Genomic DNA, 21,843 nt, shown 5'->3' on the forward strand with positions numbered 1-21,843 from the left:
AGGGGCTGAGGAGGCGCGGGTCGTCTGTGCGAGGGGGTCGCGTCAGTGCACCGGAACCGGCGCGTCGACGGCGGGCGAGGCCGCGGCGTCCACGTCGTCGGACCGCGGCACCCGGCGGCGGAAGAGCAGGGCCGCCACGACCGCGCCGACGGCGAAGAACCCGGCTCCCCACCAGTAGGCCGTCGCGTAGCCGGTGACGGCGGCCTCGGCCGCGACGGCTCCGGTCGCGGGCAGGTGGTCGGCGACGTAGTTCGCGGCGGCCGTCGCCGCCAGCGTGTTCAGCAGAGCCGTGCCGATCGATCCGCCGACCTGCTGGCTCGTGTTGACCATGGCCGAGGCGACGCCCGCATGACCACGGTCGACGCCGCGCGTGGCGGTCTGGATCGACGCGGGCATGATCGAGCCCATGCCGAAGCCGAGCACCATCAGGGCCGGCAGCACGGTGGCGGCGTACGTGCTCTCGAGGTCGAGTCGGGTGAGCAGCAGCATGCCGATCACGCCCAGGGTCATGCCGAACGGCACCATGATCTTGGGCCCGAAGCGCGGCACGAAGACGTTCGTCGACAGCTGGGCCGCGAGCACGAGCATCGCGATCATCGGCAGGAAGGCCAGGCCGGTCTTCGTCGGCGTGTAGCCGAGCGAGGTCTGCAGGTAGTAGGTCACGAACAGGAAGATGCCGAACATGCCGGCGCCCGCGATCGTCACGGACGTGTAGGCGGCCCCACGGTTGCGGTCGAGCACGATGGACAGGGGCAGCAGCGGGTGTTCGGCACGGCGCTGCCACGCGACGAACGAGGTGAGCAGCACGACGGCTGCTGCCAGGAACCCCCAGGTCAGGGGCGAGTCCCACCCCTGGGTCTCGGCGTTCGAGAACCCGTAGACGAGTGAGAACAGGGCGCCGGAGACGAGCAGCGTCCCGGGCACGTCGAGCTTCGGGCGGGCGCCGGTGCGTGTGACGTGCGACACGAAGATCGCGGCTCCGACGATCGCGACGGCGGCGATGACGACGTTGATGTAGAGGTTCCAGCGCCACGAGGCGTACTGGGTCAGGAATCCGCCGAGCAGCAGGCCGATGGCCCCGCCCGCCCCGGCGATCGCACCGAAGACGCCGAACGCGCGGGCGCGCTCCTTCGGGACGGTGAAGGTCGTCGTCAGCACGGCCAGGGCGGTCGGGGCCAGCAGCGCGCCGAACGCCCCCTGCAGGGCGCGGGCGAAGACGAGCAGCCCGAAGGTGCCGGCCGCGCCGCCCAGGGCCGAGGCCAACGCGAAGCCGACCAGGCCGATGATGAACGTGCGCTTGCGGCCGATCAGCTCGCTGACTCGGCCGCCGACGAGCAGCAGGCTGCCGAAGGCGAGTGAGTACGCGGTGATGATCCACTGCCGGTCGCCGTCCGAGAACCCGAGGTCGGTCTGTGCGGCGGGCAGCGCGATGTTCACGACGGTCGAGTCGAGGACGACCATCAGCTGGGCGAGGGCGACGGTGGTGAGGGTCCACCAGCGCCGTGACGACGCCGGGGTGGGGGAGGACGAGGAGGCGCGGGTCGCGCCGTCAGGGGAGGTGGAGGCCTGAGACATGGGCGCGAGCATATACGAGTCTCGTCAGTTTCGGATACAGGCAGTTTCGTAAACATCCGATGTAGAGTCACCCCATGACCGACAGGGAAGGCGTGGCGACGACGCCCGCCGAGACCGTCCTCGCGGCACCCCGGCGACCGGGTCGCAAGCGCGACCACAGCCGCGACCCCGAGATCCTCCGCTGCACCATCGACGTGCTCGCCGAGACCGGCTTCGAGGGCATGACCATCGAGATGGTCGCCGCCCGTGCCAAGGCGGGCAAGGCCACGCTCTACCGCCGCTGGGCCTCGAAGGGCGAGCTCGTGGTCGACGCGGTGGCCTGCCTCAAGCAGGGCGCCGTCGACCTCGACGGTCTGCCCGACACCGGGACGCTGCGCGGCGACCTCGTGGCGATGATCAAACCGCACAGCATCGACGACGCCGAGAAGAAGATGCGGGTCATGGCGGGTGTCGTCACGATGCTCTCGACGACTCCCGAGCTGGCCGAGGCCGTCGACGCCGCGATCGTCCAGCCCCGCGCCGAGGCCAACCGGTTGCTGCTGCGCCGGGCCCTCGAGCGAGGCGAGATCGCGGCCGACACCGACATCGAGGCGCTCGCCCTGGTCACCCCGTCGATGGTGTCCTACCGCGTGCTCGTCCTGCGCAAGCCGGTCGATCGCGACTACCTCGTCGGGCTGATCGACGGCGTGCTGCTGCCCGCCGCGGGGGTGCGCCAGACCGCTCGGGCATGACTCCGGTGCGGACCGGCGCCGCGCCTCCTCGTGTTCCGATCGTGTGAATTCCTCATGAAGCGGGTGGTGTGACCCGGGCTCGCCCGTACTGTGCAGGCATGAGCGCAGAGCTGACGCTGGGGGCGGAAGAAGAGCTCCACCTGATCGACCTCGGGACGAAGCGCCTGTCGGCCCGGGCGCCCCACCTGCTGGCCCGGCTGCCCGCCGACCGCTACGGTGCCGAACTGCAGCGCACGACGGTCGAGACCAACGTCCCGGTCGTGACCACGCTCGACGACCTGCGCCGCGAGATCTTGACGCTGCGACGCGACCTGGTCGAGGTGGCCACGGCCGAGGGGCTCGCGATCGGCGCGGTCGGCACGGCCCCGCGCAGCGAGTTCGCCGATTTCGAGCTGACCACGACGGGTCGCTACGGCCGCATGCACGAGCAGTACCGGCTGCTCGTCGACGAGCAGCTCATCTGCGGCCTGCAGATCCACGTGGGTGTCTCCGACCGCGATCTCGCCGTGCGGATCGCCGGCCGCATCGCCCCCGTGCTGCCGGCCCTGCTCGCGCTGAGTGCCAGCTCGCCGTACTGGAACGGGCAGGACACCGGCTACGCGAGCATCCGTTCGATCATCTGGCAGCGATGGCCGAGCGCCGGGGCGACCGGGCCGATGGCCGACGCCGCCGAGTACGACCGACTGCTCGCCGATCTGATCGACACGGGGGTGATCGCCGACAGCAAGATGGCCTACTTCGACGTCCGACCGTCCAGCCACGCGCCCACCCTCGAGCTGCGTACCTGCGACGCCTGCCCGCTGGTGGACGACGCCGTGCTGATCGCCGGGCTCTACCGCGCCGCCGTGCGTCGGGCCGAGACGGACATCGAGGCCGGCCGCCCCGCCGAGCACCGGGCCGCTCCGCTGCACCGTGCCGCGATGTGGCAGGCGGCGCGCGGCGGGCTCGGCGGCGAGCTGCTCGACCTCGAGCAGCACCCCTCGCGGCTGCCCGCGGCCGAGGCCGTCCGTCAGCTCGTGGCCCGGCTACGCCCTCAGCTCGAGGAGTTCGGCGACTGGCAGACCGTGAACGACCTCGCCGAGGCCACGCTCGCCCGAGGCAACTCGGCCGATCGGCAGCGCGCCGCCTTCGCCGAACGGGGTCGACTCGACGACGTGGTCGACCTCGTCGTCCGCGAGACCCACGGCCCCGCCGCCGGGCCGGACGCGTCGTCGCCGACCCTCGTGGGGTACCGGTTCCGCGCCGGCGACGAAGCGATCGGCCCCGGCCTGAACCCCCGGTCGGCCTACCGCGAGATCGCCGGGTTCTTCCGACAGCTCGACGCGACCGAGGCCCATGCCCGGGGCGACGCCCGAGACGCCTGGTGCGAACGGGACGGACCGGGGTTCGGCGTGGACGGTGACCACCGGGCCTTCCGGTGCGACCTCGTGCCTCGCATCGTGACACACCACGAGTGGAGCCTGCTCGCGGCAGGGCTCACGCAGCGGGCCCGGGCCGTCGAGTCGTTCCTCCGCGACGCGTACGGCGGGCGCCGCATCGTCGCGGACGGAGTGCTCGGTCACGAGCAGGTCGTCGGCGCGGCGGGCTGGCGGGACGAGGCCACGCGACTGCCGGCGGACGCGGTGCGGGCCGCGGTGCAGGGTTTCGACCTGGTGCGCGACGAGCTGGGTGGCTGGCGCGTGCTCGAGGACAACGTGAGGTCACCCAGTGGTGCCGCGTTCTCGATCGCGGCACGGCGGGTGCTCGACGAGGTGGTGCCGGACGCTCCGCGGCCGGCGGGGCTGCTCGACCCGACGAGCGTGTTCGCGGTGCTGCGGGCGACCGTGTTGGCCCACGCCGCGCCTCCTCGGGTCGGCGAGGACGCGGCGCGCGAGCCCGTCGGCGCGGTCCTCAGCGAGGGCCCGACGAGCTCGGCCTGGTACGAGCACCGCACGCTGGCCGAGGGTGCCGGGCTCTCGCTGCTGCAGGCCGACGACGTCGAGGTGCGGGAGGCGCGGGTCGTCGACCGCAGGACCGGCGCCGTCGTCGACGCCCTCTACCTGCGCCTCGACCGCGAGGTGGTCGACGTGCACGCGCCGCACGACCCGTTGCTCGGCGAGCACCTGATGGACGTGGCGGCGGCGGGCGGTGTCGTGCTGGTCAATGCCCCCGGGAACGGGCTCGCCGACGACAAGGCGATGTACTGCGCGGTGCCCGACCTGATCTGGTACTACCTGGGCGAGCGCCCGTTGCTCGAGTCGGTGCCGACCTATCGGCCGGGCGATCCGGCCGAACGGCTCGCGGTGCTCGACCGGGTGGGCGAGCTCGTCACGAAGCCGGTGGGCGGCGAGGGCGGTCGGGGTGTGCTGATCGGACCCTCGGCGAGCGCCGCGGTCGTGGCCGAGCGGCGGGCCGAGATCGCCCGCGACCCGGCCGGCTGGGTCGCGCAGGAGGTGGTGACGTTGTCGTCGCACCCGACCCTGACCTCGAGCGGGCTGCAGCCGCGGCACGTCGACCTGCGCTGCTTCGTCTACCTGACCGGCACGGGCGAGGGCGAGAGCGTGCTGGCCGACCTCGGCCTGACCCGCGTGGCGCCCGAGGGCAGCCTGATCGTCAACTCGTCGCAGGGTGGGGGCGCGAAGGACACCTGGATCGTCGGCGAGGCGTCCGAGCCGCCCGACCCATCCGCCGCCGCGGCACCCGCGGACGGCACCGCGTCTCGTGCACGACACCGCGACTAGTCCCGGTGCGGCGCCCGACACGCGGTGCGACGGGGGCCGGAGGCGCGGTGACGGCGTCGGTCAGAAGGGCCCGGCCGCCTTCGCGACGGCCTCGAACAGAGCGGTCGTGTCGTCGTCGCGGCGCTTGACCGACGTGCCGATCGTGCCAGCGGGGGAGTGGATCTCGGCCGAGACGCGGCTGCCCTTGTCGGACGCGGCGAAGTCCAGCCGGACGGCGTCCGCGTCGCTCGCCGAGGCCGAGCGACGCAGCAGCGTGGCACCCGTCTCGTCGGCGTCGCTCAGCGAGAACGTGGGGCTCGCCTGCAGCGCTCGGCGCACGAGGCCGGGCAGCATGGCCACCGGCAGCTTGAGCTCGAGCGTCGCCCGGGTCACCTCGGGGTCGCCTCGGACGATCTGGGGTCCCTGCGTGTCGGCCATGGTCGGAGCGTAGTGCCGACGGGAGGCGCCGTCGATCCGTAGGCGGCTCCGCCATGAGGATATCTCGCCGAAGCTCGTCGTTCCCCTACGCTGGCACCATGAGTGAACCGACCCCTCTGCCTGCTTCGGGCGCGCCCCTCCTCCCTCCGCCTCCTTCCGCCGACGAGATGCGGGCGACGAGCGAGCGCATCGACGAGCTGACCCGGGTGTCCGAACTCCGGGGCATCGACGACACCGACGCCCAGGCCGACCTCTGGGACGCGCTCTTCGCCCTCGACCGCTGGTGGTTCATCGCGCGCGGCGAGCTGCCCGACGTCCAGCCACTGGTGGCCGACGTCGACGGACGTCCGATGGTCCTGGCCTTCACGTCGCCCGCGCGGGCACACGAGCACGCCGTCGCCAGAGGGCTGTCCGAAGAGGACGCCGGGCGCCTCCTGGCCCTTCCCTCGCGCGGGTTCGTCGAGGGGGCGGCGGACACCGAACGGACGGGTGTCTTCGGCGTCCTCTTCGACGTCGAGGGCCGGGGGCCGTACGCCCCCCTCGGCGCGCTCGACGCGATGCGCAGCTTCGGCCTCGACCGGCAGGCGCGACGGTCGACCGCAACCGACGCACCCGCGCCCGCGCCCACCCCCTCGGACCGCTTCGCCCGGCCGACCGACGCACCGGTGCTCGTCGTCGCCCACGACGGGCGACGGCTCCGACGGCAGCTCGTCGGTTCGGGGATCGGCGTCCTCCTCGCGCTCGCCCTGCTCGCCGCGCTCGTGACCTGGGCGATCACCAGCACGGCGCTGCTCTGGATCGTGGTCGCCCTCTGGGTCCTGCCGACGCTGTTGCCGATCGCGACGTTCGCCGAGTACGTCGGAGCCGCCCGTCGCCGTGGCCGGCCGTCCCTGTCGGTCCACGCGTCGGCGATCGTCGTCGACGACAGCGTCGTCGTGCCGTGGGACTCGATCACACGGGTGAGCTGGGTCGACGGGCCGGCCGGCAACCTCGCCGGTGCCGCAGGGCGGCCGATGCGACGACTCTCGATCATCGCCCGCCTGTTCGCGATCGGCGACGGCAAGCGGCTCGTCAACTTCCACCTGCGCGACCACGACGAGGTGCGTCGGCACGCCGGCGACGCCGGGACGACCCGTCTGGTCGACCCGACCCTCGCGACGCCCTCGCTGCCGGCGGATGCCGCGCACGCCTACGTCGTCCTCACCGACGCCCTCGGGTCGAAGGACTTCACCGCCATGACCGTGGTGCTGCACCGCCTGGTCGAGGCCCGCGGGCTCGGCTGGTCCCGCGCCGCCGAGTAGGCCGCAGACCACCAGGTGGACAGGGCGGGGTGAGGTCGGGCGCCCCCGCTACCCGGACGAGGCCGGGTGGGTCGCCCTACGCTGGGGCGATGCCGAGCACCGCCCCCTCCGACCCCCGCCGCCCGTCGAGCCCTCGCGGCCCGTCCGGCACCGCCGCGCTCACCTGGGGCGTCGTGTTGCTCGCGATCGCCGTGGTCGGGTCGCCGATCGGTGCGTCGGTGCTACTCGTGGGGCTCGTGGCTCCCGGGCGTCAGTCGTCCGTGGACGTCGTGGTCTCCCTGGCGGTGGTCGCCGTGCTCGTCGCCGGTGGTGTGCTGCTCGTCCGCGTCGGGCTGGTCCGGCGGAGGCGCTCCCGGCTCGAGAAGGTCGTCGACCGGGCCGCCTCGCCGGGGGGAGGGACGCCCTCGACCCCGCCCGCGCCTCCTCGGGTCGCTCCCGGGCCCGCGGCGCCGATCGTCGTGACGCCGCCTCCGGTCGACGCGACGCCGGTGCGGACCACGGCCGTCGTGGTGGACGACCCGGTCGCCCAGTGGCGCTCGGCCTTCCGACTCGAGGCCTGGTGGTTCGTCGACCGCGGCACGGCAGGGGCCTCGAAGCCCTTCGCCGTCGTCGACGAGGGCACGCCGACCCTGCTCGCCTTCACGTCACCCGAACGCGCCCGGGACGCCGCCCTCGCCCGCGGCCTCGACGCGTCCTCCGCCGACCGGCTGGTCTGGCGCGCACCCGCCGACTTCGTGGCCGACGTCGGCACCTACACGCGCGCCGGGCTGAGGCGCCTGGCGCTCGACCCCGACCAGCACGGGGCCTCGGGCGCCCTCGCGGCGCTGCCCGAGATCGCGCGGCTCGTCCGCCGCTGAGGGCGTCCGCTCGGGTCAGTTCCAGCGGTAGCCGTGCTCGGGTCGCCCCGGGCTGCCGTAGCGGGGTTCGCGGGTCGCCGCACCCGTGTCGGCGAGGTGCTCGAGGTACCGGCGAGCGGTCACCCGCGACACCCCGGCGGCGTCGGACACCTCGCCCGCGGACGGAGATCCGCCCCGGCGCAGCACCGCGACGACCTGCTCGAGCGTGGCCGGGGCCAGGCCCTTCGCCAGCCGCGGCGCCGGCGCCCGACGCAGGGTGGCGAAGCCCGAGTCGACCTCGGACTGGGTCACCTGCCCCTGCCCGGCGGCGAGCGACTCGCGGAACGACCGGTAGGCCCCGAGGCGGTCGGCGAAGGTCGCGAACGTGAACGGCTTGATCAGGTACTGGACGATGCCGAGCGACACCGCCGTCCGCACGACCGAGGCGTCGCGCACGGCCGTGATCGCGATGACGTCCACGGTCGAACCCGCCGCACGCAGGGCCCGACAGAGTTGCAGGCCGTGCGTGTCGGGCAGGTTCATGTCGAGCAGCACGAGGTCGAGGCCCGCTCCGTCGGGACCGCCCGCCGCCCGGACCGCGTCGAGCGTCTCGCGTCCGTCGCGGGCCCGACCGACCACCTCGAAGCCGTTCAACCGCTCGAGGTAGGCGACGTGCGCCTCCGCGGTCAGGGGCTCGTCCTCGACGACGAGCACGCGGACCCGGTCGTCGGACGAGGAGGCGCGGGTCACGACCGCACCTCGCCCCGACGCCGCGTGAGGGGGGCGGCGTCGTCCGGCCCCCGGTCGGGCAGCAGCACCGAGAAGGTGGTCCCGTCCGGCCCCGTGACGACGTCGAGCCGGCCCCCGACCCGACCCACGGCCTGACGCACGAGCGCGAGGCCGATGCCGCGCCCACCCGCCCCCGCCGGCTTCGTGCTGAACCCCCGGCGGAAGGCCAGCTCGACGTCGTCGAGCCCCGGACCGTCGTCCTCGACGTCGAGCTGGACTCCGTCCTCGACCCGGGCCACGGTCACCTCGACCCGGGGCGGTCGCGCCGGGGGAGCGGCGGGGTCGAGGGTCGGCGCGACCGCGTCGAAGGCGTTGTCGACCAGGTTGCCCACGATCGTCACGAGGTCCCCGGGCTCGAGGTCGATCGGGCCGATGCCGGGCTCGACGTCGACACGCAGCTCGATCGACCGTTCGCGGGCCTGGGCCGCCTTGCCGAGCAACAGGGCGGCCAGCGTCGGTTCGTCGATCGAGGTGACGACCCGGTCGGCGAAGCGCTGACCGAGATCGAGCTCGTCGGCCGCGAACCGCAGCGCCTCGTCGCCACGACCGAGCTCGATCAACGACACGATGGTGTGCAACCGGTTCGAGAACTCATGGGTCTGCGACCGCAGCGCGTCCGACAGCGTGCGCATGGTCTCGACCTCGCCCGAGAGATGGGTGAGCTCGGTGTGGTCGCGCAGGGTCGTCACCGTCCCGAGCGTGCGCCGGGCACGAGGGCGGGCCGCGCCGGTGGCCGCCGCCGCGCCTCCCACCGGCGCCGCGCCTCCCACCGGCGCCGCGCCTCCTCGTCCGATCGCCGGCGCCGTGCGCGACGGGCCGCCGGTGGGCTCGGTGGCCTCCTGGTTGACGACGAGCACGCGCTCGTCGGTCACGTGCACCTCGTCGGAGGCGCGGCGCCCCGAGGCCAGCAGCTCGCGCAGGGAGGCGGGCAGCCGCAGCTCGGACAACGGGACGGGCGCCGCGATGCCCCCCGTCGGCAGGTCGAGCAGCTCGGCCGCCTGGTCGTTGTAGAGCGTCAGGCGCCCCCGCTCGTCGACGAGCACGAGCCCCTCGCGCACCGAGTGCAGGACCCCCTCGTAGTACGCGAACATCCGAGCGAGCTCTTCGGGGCCACGGCCCCAGGTCACCCGGCGCAGGTACCGGCTGAGCAGCCACGAGACGCCGCCGCCGAGCAGCACGGTCGCCCCCGCGGCGGCGAACACGAGCGGAAGGCGCTCGCCGACCGACTGCGTGATGTTGTCGACCGTGACCCCGGCCGAGACGAGGGCGACCACCTCGCCGTCGCTCTCGATCGGCACGACCGCCCGCACGGACGGACCGAGCGTGCCGGCGTAGGTCTCGGTGAACGACTCCCCGCCGAGCGCCGGGGCGATCGTGCCGACGAACGGGCGCCCGATCTCGTCGGGGTCGGGGTGCGTCAGGCGGGTGCGATCGGGGCGCATGATGGTGACGAAGTCGGTCGACGTGTCGCTCATCAGGGCGACCGCGTAGGGCTGCAGCAGGGCGCTCGGGTCGGACGAGCCGAGGGCTCCGACGACGTAGGGGTTGTCGGCGATCGAGGTGGCGAGGGCCAGGCAGGCCCGTGCGGCCGAGCGGTCGGCGTCGTCGCGCGCCGAGCGGACGGTCCAGGCCGTCGCGAGCACGGTCACGGCGACGACGAAGACCACGAGCAGCGCGAACAGCCGGGTGGCGATGCTCCACCTGGTGGGATCGACGGTCATCTCGGACGTGCTCCTCGCTGCGCTGCGGCCGGGGTCCATCATGACGCACGACCGGCGCGACCAGTATGACCACAACGTCGACGCCCGGCGGGCGACCGGCCAGAGTCGCCGCAACGAACCCCGCACGACCGTCGACGACGACGCCGCCGGTCACGAGCTCGAGGAAGACCCCCATGGCAAAGACGCACAAGGGCCGGCAGACCCCCACCCCCGGCGGAACGACGATGACGAACGGCGTCCGCGCCCGGCGTCGCATCGACCGCTCCCACTGGCTCTACATCGCGGTGATCGTCGCCGTCGCGGCCGGCATCGTCGTCGGCCTCACGGCGCCCGAGGTCGCGGTGCAGCTGAAACCGATCGGCACCGCCTTCGTGTCGCTCATCTCGATGATGATCGCGCCGGTCATCTTCTGCACGATCGTGCTCGGTGTCGGATCGATCGCGAAGGCCGCGACCGTCGGCAAGGTCGGCGGGCTCGCGCTCGGCTACTTCATCGCGATGTCGACCTTCGCCCTGGCGATCGGCCTGGTCGTCGGCAACCTGATCCACCCCGGCGAGGGCCTCATGGTGGGCTCGACCGGCTACGAGGCACCCGCCGCCGAGGAGGCCGGTGGCACGGCGGCGTTCCTCCTCGGGATCATCCCCGAGACGCTCGTGTCGTCGCTGACCAGCGGCTCGATCCTGCAGACCCTGTTCGTCGCCCTGCTCGTCGGCTTCGCCCTGCAGCGCATGGGCGACCGCGGCAAGACGATCCTCGAGGGGGTCCGCAACCTGCAGCTGCTCGTGTTCCGCATCCTCGCGATGATCATGTGGGTCGCCCCGATCGGCGCGTTCGGCGCCATCGCCGCGGTCGTCGGCGAGACCGGCGTCGCCGCCATCGTCGCGCTCGGCACCCTGATGGTCGCCTTCTACATCACCTGCATCCTGTTCGTCGCCGTGGTGCTCGGCACCATCCTCAAGCTCGTGACGGGCGTCAACATCTTCCGGGTGATGAGGTACCTCGGTCGGGAGTACCTGCTGATCGTCTCGACCTCGTCGAGCGAGGTCGCGCTGCCCCGCCTGATCGCGAAGATGGAGCACCTCGGCGTCTCGAAGCCCGTCGTCGGCATCACGGTGCCCACCGGCTACTCGTTCAACCTCGACGGCACGGCCATCTACCTGACCATGGCGTCGCTCTTCATCGCCAACGCCATGGGCACGCCGCTCAGCGTCGGCGAGCAGGTGTCGTTGCTGCTGTTCATGATGATCGCGTCCAAGGGCGCCGCAGGCGTCACCGGTGCCGGCATCGCGACCCTGGCCGGTGGCCTGCAGGCCCATCGCCCCGACCTCGTGGACGGCGTCGGCGTCATCGTCGGCATCGACCGCTTCATGTCCGAGGCCCGCGCCCTGACGAACTTCACCGGCAACGCCGTCGCCACGATCCTCGTCGGCACCTGGACCAAGCAGATCGACAAGGACCGCGTCGAGACCGTGCTCTCGGGTCGCGCGCCGTTCGACGAGGCGACCATGAACGCGGACGGTCACGGCGCCTCCTCGGGCTCCGGCACGGCCGGCCCGCTGGCCGCCGCCTCGCACGAGGACGAGGCCGCCCTGACGACCGACGACGCCGGCCGACCCAGCGGCACCCGCCTGCTCGACGGCCGCACGGGCGGGTTGGGTTCGCTCGAGGGCACCTCGCCGGACCGCATCTCGACGGGCTCGCTGCACGCCATGGTCGGCACCGACGGTCGTCGCGCCGACGAGCACCTGGCCGACGCGTCCGCCGGCGACGCACGCCCCGAGGACGAGCCCCGCGTGAGGTAGGTCTTCCCCAGGCCCCGGGAAGTCGCCGAGACACCCCTGCGCGCGGGGGTGTCCCGGAGACTCCCGGGGTCTTGCCGTGTCCGGGCGGTGCAGCGTGCAACATCGGCGTCGACGGCGTACCGTCGCATCAGATGTGCGGTCACGCCCCGCGGTCAGAGCCGACCGACCGGGCCCCGCAGGACGGAGCCATCATGCTCGCCGGACGCCTCGACGTCAGCACCCGCCGCTTCTCGGTCACCGAGGTGCCCACCCCCGACGCCGGCCCGGGTGAGGTCCGCATCGCCGTCGCCGCGGCCGGGGTGTGCCTGAGCGACGTGCACCTCATCCAGGGCTCGCTCACGCCGCTGCACCTGCCGGGAGACTCCGTCACCCTCGGCCACGAGGTCGCGGGCACGATCGATCAGGTCGGCGAGGGCGTCACACGCCTCGCCGTCGGCGACCGCGTGCTGCTGCAGGCCGGCGAGGAGCGCGACGGCCAGGTCCTCACCCGGGGCGTCGACTACGACGGCGGTTGGGCCGAGCACGCCGTGGCCCGGGCCGACACGGTCGTGCCGATCCCCGACTCGCTGCCGTTCGAGCAGGCCTGCTTCATCCCCGACGCGGTGTCGACACCGTGGGCGGCGCTCACCACGACGGCCGACGTCCGACCCGGCACGGCGGTCGGCGTCTGGGGGGTCGGCGGTCTGGGCGCGCACGCCGTGCAGCTGCTCGCGCTGCTCGGAGCCGCGCCGATCGTCGCGGTCGACCCGTTGCCCCGGGCTCGCGAGCGGGCGCTCGAGTTCGGTGCCGATCTGGCCCTCGACCCCGCCGATCCGGACTTCGCCACGGCGTTCGGTCGGGCCACCGGCGGGCGCGGACTCGCTCGGGCGTTCGACTTCGCCGGCGTGCCCGCCGTACGCGAGCAGGCGATCGCCTGCCTCGGGTACCGCGGCCGTCTCACGCTCGTCGGCCTGTCGGACAAGCCGATCACGATCACCGACGGGACGAGGTTCAGCTACCTGCAGCAGCAGGTCCTCGGCCACTACGGCTCCGAGCCCGCCGACGTCACCACGCTCGTCGACCTGACGGCGCGGGGCAGGCTCGAGTTCTCGAAGTCGGTCAGCGCGACCGTTCCGCTGGCCGAGGCCGAGCGGGCGGTCGGGATGCTCGAACGCAAGGAAGGCGACCCGATCCGGATCGTGCTCGTCCCGTGAGCGACACGACCCGCCCCTCCTCGGCTCCCGGCGACGGCGATGCCCACGCCACCCGTCGTGACGTCGAGCACGTCGACCTGCTCGTCGTCGGTGCCGGCCTCTCGGGCGTCGGCGTGGCCGCGCAGCTTCACCGGGACTTCCCGGGCCGCAGCCTCGCGGTCGTCGAGTCACGCGACGCGATCGGTGGCACCTGGGACCTCTTCCGGTACCCGGGCGTCCGCTCGGACAGCGACATGTTCACCCTCGGTTACGGGTTCCGGCCCTGGCGGGACCGCCGGGCGATCGCCCCGGGGGCGGCGATCCGCGACTACGTGCGCGAGACGGCCGCCGAGACGGGCATCGCCTCGCTGATCCGGTTCGGGCACCGCGTGGTCGCCGCCGACTGGTCGTCGGCCGACGCCCGGTGGACCGTGACGATCGAGGTCGCGACCGCGGCCGGGCCGGGCGGGTCGGCCGGTGCCGCCGACGCGTCGAGCGAAGGAGGCGCGGGTGCCGCCCCGGCGTCCCGTCGCGTCACGATCACGTGCTCGTTCTTGTTCGTCTGTTCGGGGTACTACCGATACGACGAGGGGTGGTCGCCCGCGTTCCCGGGGCAGGAGTCGTTCGCCGGCCGCGTGGTGCACCCCCAGCACTGGCCGGAAGACCTCGACGTGACCGGTAAGCGGGTCGTGGTGATCGGGTCGGGCGCGACGGCGGTGACGCTCGTGCCCGCCCTCGCCGAGACCGCCGAGCAGGTCACGATGCTGCAGCGGTCGCCGACCTACGTGCTGTCGCTGCCCTCGCGCCGGAAGGAGCCTTGGGCCTGGCGGCGTCTGCTGCCCCGGAGCGTCGACGACCGGCTCATCCGGTGGCGGAGCATCGCCATGGCCCTGCTCAGCTTCCAGACGAGTCGGCGCTCGCCCGAGAAGATGAAGGCGTTCCTCCGCGCTCAGGTCGCGCGCCGCCTGCCCGACGACTTCGACGTCGACCGACATTTCCAGCCGAGTTACGACCCGTGGGACCAGCGCCTCTGCATCACTCCGGACGGTGCCCTGTTCCGGGCGCTGCGCTCGGGTTCGGCGTCTGTCGTGACCGACGACATCGACTCGTTCACGCCGGCCGGCGTCCGGGTCGCCGGTCGCGACGGCCAGCGGACGGAGGAGCTGGCGGCCGACGTCGTCGTGACGGCCACCGGGCTCAACCTGCTGCTGTTCGGCGGAATCCGGTTGTCGGTCGACGGGGTCGAGGTCGACCCGGCGACACGACTGACCTACAAGGGTTTCATGCTCTCGGGCGTGCCCAACCTGGCGTTCGCGATCGGGTACACGAACGCGTCGTGGACGCTGAAGATCGACCTCGTCGTGCACTACGTCACGCGGCTGCTGCGTCACGCCGATCGCCACGGGTACCGGTCGGTCGTCCCGGTCGCGCCGACGCGACCGGGGCCGACGAGCCCGCTGATCGACCTGACCAGCGGGTACGTGTCGCGCGGGGTGCACCTGATGCCGAGGCAGGGGGCACGGTCGCCCTGGCGGATGCACCAGAACTACCCGCGGGACGTCTGGCTGATGCGGCACAGCACCCTGACCCGGGACGGCATGCGGTTCGAGCGCTGAACGGCTCAGCCGACCATCGCCAGGGCGAACGGCAGGACCGTCGGGGCGCCGGCGCGGCGCAGTTCGCGACCGGCGACGGTGAGGGTCCACCGGCTGTCGACCAGGTCGTCGACGAGCAGCACCGGCCCGGACACGTCGGCGAGGGCCGCGGCGAGCTCGGGGCCGACCTCGAACGACTGCCACACGTCGGCCAACCGGTAGACGCTGTTGCCCCCCTGGCCGCGGCCGGTCGACGGGCGGGCGCTGCCGAGCGTACCCAGCAGCGGCAGACGCCCGACGGTGCTGATGGCCTCGGCGAGCGACCCGACGAGCTGGGGGCGTGACGTCGACGGCATCGCCACCACGCCCACGGGACGTTCGGCCCACGGCCACTCTTTCAGGACGCGCACCACCCCGTCGAGCAGATGCGTCGACAGGGGAGCGTCGGGTGCGTTCGCCGCGAAGACCTCGCGCAGGGTGTTGCCCCACCCGAGGTCGGTCAGTCGGGCGAGCGCCCGACCCGGCTCGACCCGTTCGCCCTCGGGGATCTTGCCCTTGACGGCGACCCCGGCCCGGTCGGCGCCCGTGGGCCACTGGGCGCGGGGGTCGATCTCGACGCCGACCCGGTCGAGCGTGCTGGCTGCCGAGGTGGCCGCCTCGCCGGCGATGTCGGTCGGGTACCAAGCCCCTGCGCAGACGTCGCACCGCCCGCAGGGTTCGGCGGCCGGGTCGTCGAGGTCGAGCTGCAGCATCTGCATGCGGCAGGTCTCGCCGCGTTCGAAGGTGAGCATGGATTCTTGTTCGGCGACCCGGGCGGTGGCGATGCGCTCGTAGCGTTCGGCGTCGTAGACCCAGGGCTGCCCGGTGCTGACCCAGCCGCCCTGCACGCGGCGGACGGCGCCGTCGACGTCGAGCACCTTCAGCATGAGCTCGAGCGGGGTGCGCTTGACGTCGACCCGGGCCTCGAGTGCGGGGGTCGAGAGGGGCGTCTCGCCCAGCTCGGCGAGCACGGCCGAGGCCCGCGCCTCGGACGGCATCGACGCCGTGGCGAAGTACTGCCAGATCTCGGCGTCCTCGGTGCCGGGCAGGAGCAGCACGTCGGCGTTGTCGGTGGCCCGGCCGGCGCGGCCGATCTGCTGGTAGTACGCCACGGGTGACGACGGGGCGCCGAGGTGGATCACGAAGCCGAGGTCGGGTTTGTCGAAACCCATGCCGAGGGCGCTCGTGGCGACGAGGGCCTTGAGGTCGTTGTCTTTCAGGCGCTGCTCGAGCTGTTCGCGTTCTTCGGGGTCGGTGCGGCCCGAGTACGACCGGACGTCGTGCCCGGCCTCGCGCAGCAGTCGGGCGGTGTCGTCGGCCGCCGAGATCGTGAGCGTGTAGATGATGCCGCTGCCGGGCAGGTCGGTCAGATGGCTGAGCAGCCAGCCGAGACGATCGCGCGAGGTCGGCAGCTGCAGCACGCCGAGGCGGAGGGAGGCGCGCGCGAGCGACCCGCGGATCGTCAGCACCTCGTCGCCCGGCCCCACGGCCAGTTGCTCGGCGACGTCGGCCACGACGCGGGCGTTGGCCGTGGCGGTGGTGGCGAGGACGGGCACGCCCGAGGGCAGGGTGCGGATGAGGTCGGCCAGGCGTCGGTAGTCGGGTCGGAAGTCGTGGCCCCAGTCGGAGATGCAGTGCGCCTCGTCGACGACGAGCATGCCGAGGCGGGCGATGAGGACGGGCAGCTGCTCGTCGCGGAACCGAGGGTTGTTGAGTCGCTCGGGCGAGACGAGCAGCACGTCGATCTCGTCGTCGACGAGCTGCTGCTGGACGTCGGACCACTCGTGGGCGTTCGCCGAGTTGACCGCGACGGCGCGCACGCCGGCGCGAGCGGCGGCGGCGACCTGGTCGCGCATCAGGGCGAGCAGGGGTGACACGAGCAGGGTCGGGCCGGTGCCGCGTCGGCGCAGCAGCAGGGTGGCGATGAAGTACACCGCGGACTTGCCCCACCCGGTGCGCTGCACGACGAGGGCTCGTCGACGGTCGGCGACGAGCGCCCGGATGGCCTCGAGCTGCCCCTCGTGGAAGACGGCGTCGTCGCGGCCGGTCAGAGCACGCAGCAGCTCGAGGGCCTCGGCGTCGATGTCGGTCGCGGTGCTCGTCGGTGTCATGGGCCCATGGTCGCAGAGGCCACCGTCACCCGGCTGACGGACGGAGGGCGCGACCACCCGTCGCCGGGTGGTCGCGCCCTGGGGACGAGACGAGGAGGCGGGTCAGTCCGCCGGGGAGTCCGAGCCCGGTTCGGCCGGTGGCGTCGCGCGCTTGCCCAGTTCGACCGCGACGAACGACGCGACGACACCCGCCACCAGTGCGAAGACCGTTCCGCCGGCCCCCCACGACTTCTTGCCGAAGAGCTGGTCGACCGAGGGGCCACCGGGACCGGAGGCCACGGCCGCGGCCGCCGCGATCAGGACGGCGTTGTACTCGTAGCCGCCCTCGGTGTTCCACGGGCCCTTGGCGAGGTGGACCTTGCGCACGGCGGTGACCATCGTGCCGACGAGGCCGGCGGCGGCGAGCGGGGTCGCCGCGCCGAGGGCCAGGGCGGCGCCGCCGGCGGTCTCGGTGACGGCGACCAGGCGGGCGTTCCGGGCTGCGGGGTGCATGCCGGTGCCGGCCATCATCTGCTCGGTGCCGGCGAGGCCCGGCCCGTCGAAGGCGCCGGTCAGCTTCTGGAGTCCGTGGCCGACGAAGAAACCGCCGACGGTCATGCGGAGGAGGGTGGATGCGAGGCTCATGCACCGTTCCTACCCGCTGCAGGTCCTCGCCGGCCGGTGGGGGAGCGTCCGGCCCGCCGGCTCGTGTCAGTATCGAGGGATGCGCGCCGTTCAGTACGACCAGTTCGGGTCGGTTCCGTCCATCGTCGACCTCCCCGCACCCGTGCCTCCTGCTCACGGCGTCGTGGTCCGCGTCGCGGCCACGGGGGTGTGCCGGAGCGACTGGCACGCCTGGAAGGGCCACGACGACTCGGTGCGTCTTCCCCACGTGCCGGGCCACGAGTTCGCGGGCGTGGTGACGGCCGTCGGCGCGGACGTCGCCCGGGTCGTCGTGGGGAGCCGCGTGACGGCCCCCTTCGTCTTCGCGTGCGGCACGTGCGACCAGTGCCGTGCCGGTGCCACCCAGGTGTGCTCCCGCCAGCAGCAGCCGGGCTTCACCCTTGCCGGGTCGTACGCCGAGTCCCTGGTCGTCCCGCACGCCGACGTGAACGTCATCGCCCTGCCCGACGAGGTCGGCTTCGTCGAGGCGGCGGCGCTCGGCTGCCGATTCGGCACGGCCTACCATGCGCTCCACGCCCGGGCCCGGGTCGAGGCGGGGGAGTGGGTCGCCGTCTTCGGCTGCGGTGGGGTGGGTCTCTCCGCGGTCGCCGTGGCGGTCGCCGCCGGTGCCCGTGTCGTGGCGTCGGACATCTCCCACGCTGCGCTCGAGCGGGCCGCCGCACTGGGCGCCGAGGCCGTTCCCATGGACGACCTCGCCGTCGACCGGGTGCGCGCCGTCACCGGCGGAGGGGCCGACGTGGCCCTCGACGCCTTCGGCAGCCGGGTCACGTCGGCGGCGTCCGTCGCGTCCCTTCGGCCGAGGGGCCGGCACGTCCAGGTGGGCCTGCTGCTCGACGACGAGGCCGCCCCGGTGATCCCGATGGGCCGCGTGATCGCCGACGAGCTCGAACTGCTGGGCAGCCACGGCATCTCGGTCGGCGAGTACGCCGCGATGATCGACGACGTCGTCGCGGGCCGACTGCGACCACAGGAGTCCCTCGGCCGCACGATCGCCTTCGACGACCTGCCCGACGCCTTGGCCGCCATGGATCGACCGGCGGTCACGGCCGGTATGACGGTGGCCGTGTTCTGACGGGCACCGGTGGCCCTCCCGGCCGGCCGTGCGGGGAGAATGGCTTCATGACTGCTCTCCAGGGAATCGACGTCGCGGCCGAACTCCGACAGGTGACCGACCATTGGACGCCTCGGGTCGTCGGGCAGGTCAACGACCAGTACGTGAAGGTCGCGAAGCTGCTCGGCGAACTCGTCTGGCACGCCCACGACGCCGAGGACGAGATGTTCCTCGTCGTGTCGGGCACCCTGCGCATCCAGTTGCCCGACGACGTCGAGGTGGTTCTCACCCCCGGCCAGTTCCACGTCGTGCCCCGGGGCGTGCAGCACAACCCCGTCGCCGACGACGAGGTCGAGATCGTCCTGATCGAGACGACGACGACGTCCCACACGGGTGACGTCGTCGTCGAGCGCACCGTGCCCGTCGACCGTCAGGTCGGCGACTTCCGCTGACTACGAGGCCGAGGAGGCGCGGGGCGCGTTCCCGAGGACGGCGCGGGCCACCGTGGCGACGGCGTCCTCGACGAGCGCGCCTCGGGTTGCGGCGTCGTCCCGCTCGGATTCGTGCAGGACGACCGTCGTGCCGCGCCGCGCGCCGACGTAGTCGACGATGCCGTGTTCGATCTGCGTCCGCATCGCTGTCTCGTAGCCGTGCCGTTCGTACGTGCCGGCCGAGTCGCCGGCCACAGCGAGGAGGTGAACGGTCAACCGTCCGAGTTTGCGGTTCGTGCCACCCTCGGGGTCGATCTCGAACGCCCACCCGTTGACGAAGACCCGGTCGATCCACCCCTTCATCAGGGCGGGCATCGACCACCAGTAGACGGGGAACACCAGGACGAGGTGCTCGGCTCGGTCGATCCGCTCCTGTTCGCGTAGGACCTCGGCGGGAGCTTCTCCGTCACCACGGTAGGCCTCACGGTCCGCGGTGCCGAAGCGCGGGTCGAAACCCTCCGCCGTCAGATCGGCCACCTCGACCGAGTCCGGCGGCAGGGCCTGCTCCAGTCGTCGGGCGATGCCGACGGTCAGTGACTCGTGATCGGGGTGGGTGGTGACGATGAGCGTGTTCACGGCACCCAGCCAAGCGGCTCCCGCTGGGCGATCCATCCGTTCGACACCGACGTGGCGTCACGAGGGGGACGCGCCTGGCTACGACACGTCGGTGCTCGAGCGCCAGGCGTCGACCATGCCGTCGATCCGGGTCCTGACACCGGTGGCCCGGCCGTGCAGAAGCAGCCCTACGCCGAACGCGAGTACCGCGAGCGGCACGACGACGTAGGCCCGTGCCAGGCCCAGGGCGAGCTGTTCGTCGAGCAGCGGGGCCACGCTCGCGACGGCGAACACGACGCGGAGGCCCACGACGGCGACCAGCGACCACGCCGCCCCGCGGTCGAGGAGGCGCCTCCGCACGACGAGGACGGCGGCGACCAGACCACCGGCGAGCCCCATGACCTGCACGGCGAACAGGACGGGCCCGAGCACTGCGAGCTGGTCCAGGCCTCGGACCATCGCCAGGGACAGCCCCGAGACGAGATCACAGACCGGCAGCAGCACGAGCGCCAGGGCAGCGGCCGGGGACGCGCGGAAGAGCCCGGGCCGCGATCGCCGACCGACGACCAGGAGCGCGATGCCCACGAGCAAAGCGAGACGTGTCGCGAGGAGCGCCGCGGTCGAGGCCCCGGCGAGTTGCCACAGGCCCGCCAGACCGGCCGCGATGACGAACGCCCCGGCTACCAGCGTCACCGCACTCGACACCGTCGTCCTCGACATCGGATACCCCCGTCCCTCGACGGCAGGCTATCCGTCGCGAGTCCACTCCGCGACGAGCGAGACCGCGTGGGCGTACTCGGGCAGCCGGGGCCGGTCCAAGAAGGCGTGGCGGGTGTCCGGCAGGACGTGGTGCCGCACGTCCACCCCCGCCTCGACGAGCTCGGCGGCGAACAGGTCGCCCGAGGCGCGCATGTTGTCGCGCTCGGCGTTCACCACGAGGGTCCGGGGGAATCCCGAGAGGCCGTGCCCGCCGGGGAACGCGAGCCGGTCGGCCAGCGCGCTCCGCGTGCCGGCGTAGTTGCGGTTCATCACGTCGAGCGCTCGTCTCGCGTGGCTGAGGCCGCGGTGGCCCCGTGACCGATGGCGCGCGTCGGCCACCCGGGGGTGCGCGGCGTGGAAGAAGCCGTAGGCGAAGACGGCGCCGACAGGAGGGCGACCCTCGTCGATCGTGCGGAGGGTGGCCGCCGCGGCCAGGCAGGCCCCCGCGCTCGCGCCTCCCAGGACGACGCCCGCGGGCGACCGGTCGGACACGTCGCCGTACGCCGCGACCACGTCGTCGAGCGCCAGCGGGTACCGCCCGCGGGACGGCATCAGCCGGTTGGCGGCGAGATGCAGACCCGGGGGAGGCGCGAGGCGGTAGTCCACCGTGACGACCGTCACCCCGCGTGCCGCGAGCGACCGCGCGACGTCGTGCGCCTCCGGCTGGTCGAGCCCTCCGCGGAAGAACCCGCCACCGTGCAGCCAGAGCAGTGTCGGTCCATGGGCCTCCGCCGACCCCGGCCACGCCTCGTACCACCGGACCGGCACGGCGGAGCCGACCGGCACGGCGCCTCGGGCGGGCACGGCGCCACGGGCGGGAACGGGGCCGCTCACGCCCGGTCGGCCGGTTCGTCGGGCAGGATCACCAGCTCGAGGTAGTCGCGCAACTGCTGCACCACGTCGATGCGCCCGGGGTCGAGCAGCCACTGCAGCTGGATGCCGTCCCACAGGGCCACGAGCCCCGACGCCGCGCGGTCGGGATCGACCCCGGAGCGCAACCGGCCCCGCGCCTCCAGGGCTCGCAAGGCGTCACCGTACTCGACCCGCAGGTTCTCGAAGCGCTCGCGGACGTACCCGCTGCCGGGGTTGTCGGCGGTGACCGCTTCGCCGGCCAACACGGCGTACAGCGCGATGAGCCCGGGCACCGACTCGTTGTGCCGCGCCTGTCCGAGGACCGTCTCGACCAGACCCCCGCAGTCCGGAGGTGCGGCGGAGCGATCCGAGACCGCGTCACGTCGCTCGAGGACGGCGAGCAGCAGCGCGCTCTTCGACGGGAAATAGTGCAACAAGCTCGTCTGGCTCATGCCGACGACCTCTGCCACGTCGCGGAGCGACCCGCCGACGTAGCCCTTCGTCGAGAACACCTCGAAGGCCGCGTCGATGATCGACACGCGCCGTTCGGCCGACTTCGCGTACGGCCCGCGACGCGCCGGACGACCGGGAGCGGCAGAGTCCGCAGGCCCTCGGTCGGGGTCGCTCGTCGTCGAGTCGGTCGTCGTCATGATCGGTCACTCT

General features: G+C 73.1%; 19 protein-coding genes. 9 read left to right on the forward strand and 10 right to left on the reverse strand.

Features of this window, described 5'->3' with window-relative positions; genetic code table 11:
- Positions 1-42 precede the first annotated feature (42 nt).
- Positions 43-1,575 (reverse strand): MFS transporter, encoded by a 1,533-nt coding sequence (locus EDF50_RS01070; protein ID WP_233570248.1) that lies wholly within the window; start codon positions 1,573-1,575, stop codon positions 43-45.
- 74 nt (positions 1,576-1,649) lie between these two features.
- On the opposite strand from EDF50_RS01070, the gene EDF50_RS01075 reads away from it, so the two are divergent.
- Positions 1,650-2,306: a TetR/AcrR family transcriptional regulator gene (locus tag EDF50_RS01075; RefSeq protein WP_123517494.1), complete on the forward strand. Its 657-nt coding sequence runs from the start codon at positions 1,650-1,652 to the stop codon at positions 2,304-2,306.
- 98 nt (positions 2,307-2,404) lie between these two features.
- Complete coding sequence (locus EDF50_RS01080; protein ID WP_123517496.1) at positions 2,405-5,026, forward strand: carboxylate--amine ligase/circularly permuted type 2 ATP-grasp protein; 2,622 nt, start codon at positions 2,405-2,407, stop codon at positions 5,024-5,026.
- A gap of 60 nt (positions 5,027-5,086) precedes the next feature.
- Here EDF50_RS01080 and EDF50_RS01085 read toward each other — a convergent pair whose 3' ends face one another.
- A complete protein-coding gene (locus tag EDF50_RS01085) occupies positions 5,087-5,443 on the reverse strand; it encodes a hypothetical protein (protein ID WP_123517498.1) in 357 nt (118 codons plus the stop codon).
- Positions 5,444-5,541: 98 nt separating this feature from the next.
- Here EDF50_RS01085 and EDF50_RS01090 point away from each other — a divergent pair, with 98 nt between their 5' ends.
- A complete protein-coding gene (locus EDF50_RS01090) occupies positions 5,542-6,744 on the forward strand; it encodes a hypothetical protein (protein ID WP_148076734.1) in 1,203 nt (400 codons plus the stop codon).
- Positions 6,745-6,833: 89 nt separating this feature from the next.
- Positions 6,834-7,601, forward strand: coding sequence for a hypothetical protein (locus tag EDF50_RS01095; protein ID WP_123517501.1), 768 nt, complete (start codon positions 6,834-6,836; stop codon positions 7,599-7,601).
- A gap of 15 nt (positions 7,602-7,616) precedes the next feature.
- Here the strand turns inward: EDF50_RS01095 and EDF50_RS01100 are convergent, their stop codons facing one another.
- Together EDF50_RS01100 and EDF50_RS01105 are read right to left on the reverse strand one after the other, a co-directional pair.
- Positions 7,617-8,330, reverse strand: a complete 714-nt coding sequence (locus tag EDF50_RS01100; protein ID WP_123517503.1) for a response regulator — start codon at positions 8,328-8,330, stop codon at positions 7,617-7,619.
- Positions 8,327-10,090 carry an ATP-binding protein gene (locus EDF50_RS01105; protein WP_123518358.1) on the reverse strand — a complete coding sequence of 588 codons (1,764 nt, stop codon included), beginning with the start codon at positions 10,088-10,090 and terminating at the stop codon, positions 8,327-8,329. The genes EDF50_RS01100 and EDF50_RS01105 overlap by 4 nt, the downstream gene beginning before the upstream one ends.
- 224 nt (positions 10,091-10,314) lie before the next feature.
- Between EDF50_RS01105 and EDF50_RS01110 the strand changes: the two genes are divergently transcribed.
- The 3 genes from EDF50_RS01110 (at position 10,315) to EDF50_RS01120 (ending at position 14,680) form a co-directional block, all read left to right on the forward strand.
- Complete coding sequence (locus EDF50_RS01110) at positions 10,315-11,892, forward strand: cation:dicarboxylate symporter family transporter (protein WP_123518359.1); 1,578 nt, start codon at positions 10,315-10,317, stop codon at positions 11,890-11,892.
- 191 nt (positions 11,893-12,083) lie between these two features.
- A complete protein-coding gene (locus EDF50_RS01115) occupies positions 12,084-13,085 on the forward strand; it encodes a zinc-binding dehydrogenase (RefSeq protein ID WP_123518360.1) in 1,002 nt (333 codons plus the stop codon).
- Positions 13,082-14,680, forward strand: coding sequence for an NAD(P)/FAD-dependent oxidoreductase (locus EDF50_RS01120; protein WP_123517504.1), 1,599 nt, complete (start codon positions 13,082-13,084; stop codon positions 14,678-14,680). The genes EDF50_RS01115 and EDF50_RS01120 overlap by 4 nt, the downstream gene beginning before the upstream one ends.
- Positions 14,681-14,685: 5 nt before the next feature.
- Here the strand turns inward: EDF50_RS01120 and EDF50_RS01125 are convergent, their stop codons facing one another.
- Both EDF50_RS01125 and EDF50_RS01130 read right to left on the reverse strand, forming a co-directional pair.
- Complete coding sequence (locus tag EDF50_RS01125; protein ID WP_123517506.1) at positions 14,686-16,809, reverse strand: ATP-dependent DNA helicase RecQ; 2,124 nt, start codon at positions 16,807-16,809, stop codon at positions 14,686-14,688.
- Positions 16,810-16,911: 102 nt separating this feature from the next.
- The gene (locus tag EDF50_RS01130; RefSeq protein WP_123517508.1) at positions 16,912-17,433 is read right to left on the reverse strand and encodes a DoxX family protein; all 522 of its coding nucleotides are present in this window, start codon (positions 17,431-17,433) and stop codon (positions 16,912-16,914) included.
- A gap of 79 nt (positions 17,434-17,512) precedes the next feature.
- On the opposite strand from EDF50_RS01130, the gene EDF50_RS01135 reads away from it, so the two are divergent.
- Entirely contained in the window at positions 17,513-18,544 is a 1,032-nt protein-coding gene (locus EDF50_RS01135; RefSeq protein ID WP_123517509.1) for an alcohol dehydrogenase catalytic domain-containing protein, read from the forward strand.
- 47 nt (positions 18,545-18,591) lie between these two features.
- Positions 18,592-18,975: a cupin domain-containing protein gene (locus EDF50_RS01140; RefSeq protein ID WP_123517511.1), complete on the forward strand. Its 384-nt coding sequence runs from the start codon at positions 18,592-18,594 to the stop codon at positions 18,973-18,975.
- On the opposite strand, the gene EDF50_RS01145 is transcribed toward EDF50_RS01140, so the two are convergent.
- The 4 genes from EDF50_RS01145 to EDF50_RS01160 form a co-directional block, all read right to left on the reverse strand.
- Positions 18,976-19,590 carry an NAD(P)H-dependent oxidoreductase gene (locus EDF50_RS01145; protein ID WP_123517513.1) on the reverse strand — a complete coding sequence of 205 codons (615 nt, stop codon included), beginning with the start codon at positions 19,588-19,590 and terminating at the stop codon, positions 18,976-18,978. It abuts the gene before it with no gap.
- Between the two features lie 78 nt (positions 19,591-19,668).
- Entirely contained in the window at positions 19,669-20,262 is a 594-nt protein-coding gene (locus tag EDF50_RS01150; protein ID WP_148076735.1) for a hypothetical protein, read from the reverse strand.
- Positions 20,263-20,316: 54 nt separating this feature from the next.
- The gene (locus tag EDF50_RS01155) at positions 20,317-21,162 is read right to left on the reverse strand and encodes an alpha/beta hydrolase (RefSeq protein ID WP_158612605.1); all 846 of its coding nucleotides are present in this window, start codon (positions 21,160-21,162) and stop codon (positions 20,317-20,319) included.
- The gene (locus tag EDF50_RS01160; protein WP_123517518.1) at positions 21,159-21,830 is read right to left on the reverse strand and encodes a TetR/AcrR family transcriptional regulator; all 672 of its coding nucleotides are present in this window, start codon (positions 21,828-21,830) and stop codon (positions 21,159-21,161) included. Before EDF50_RS01160 ends, EDF50_RS01155 begins: the two co-directional genes overlap by 4 nt.
- Between the last annotated feature and the right edge of the window lie 13 nt (positions 21,831-21,843).

The organism is Frigoribacterium sp. PhB24, assembly GCF_003755185.1.
Classification (GTDB): domain Bacteria; phylum Actinomycetota; class Actinomycetes; order Actinomycetales; family Microbacteriaceae; genus Frigoribacterium.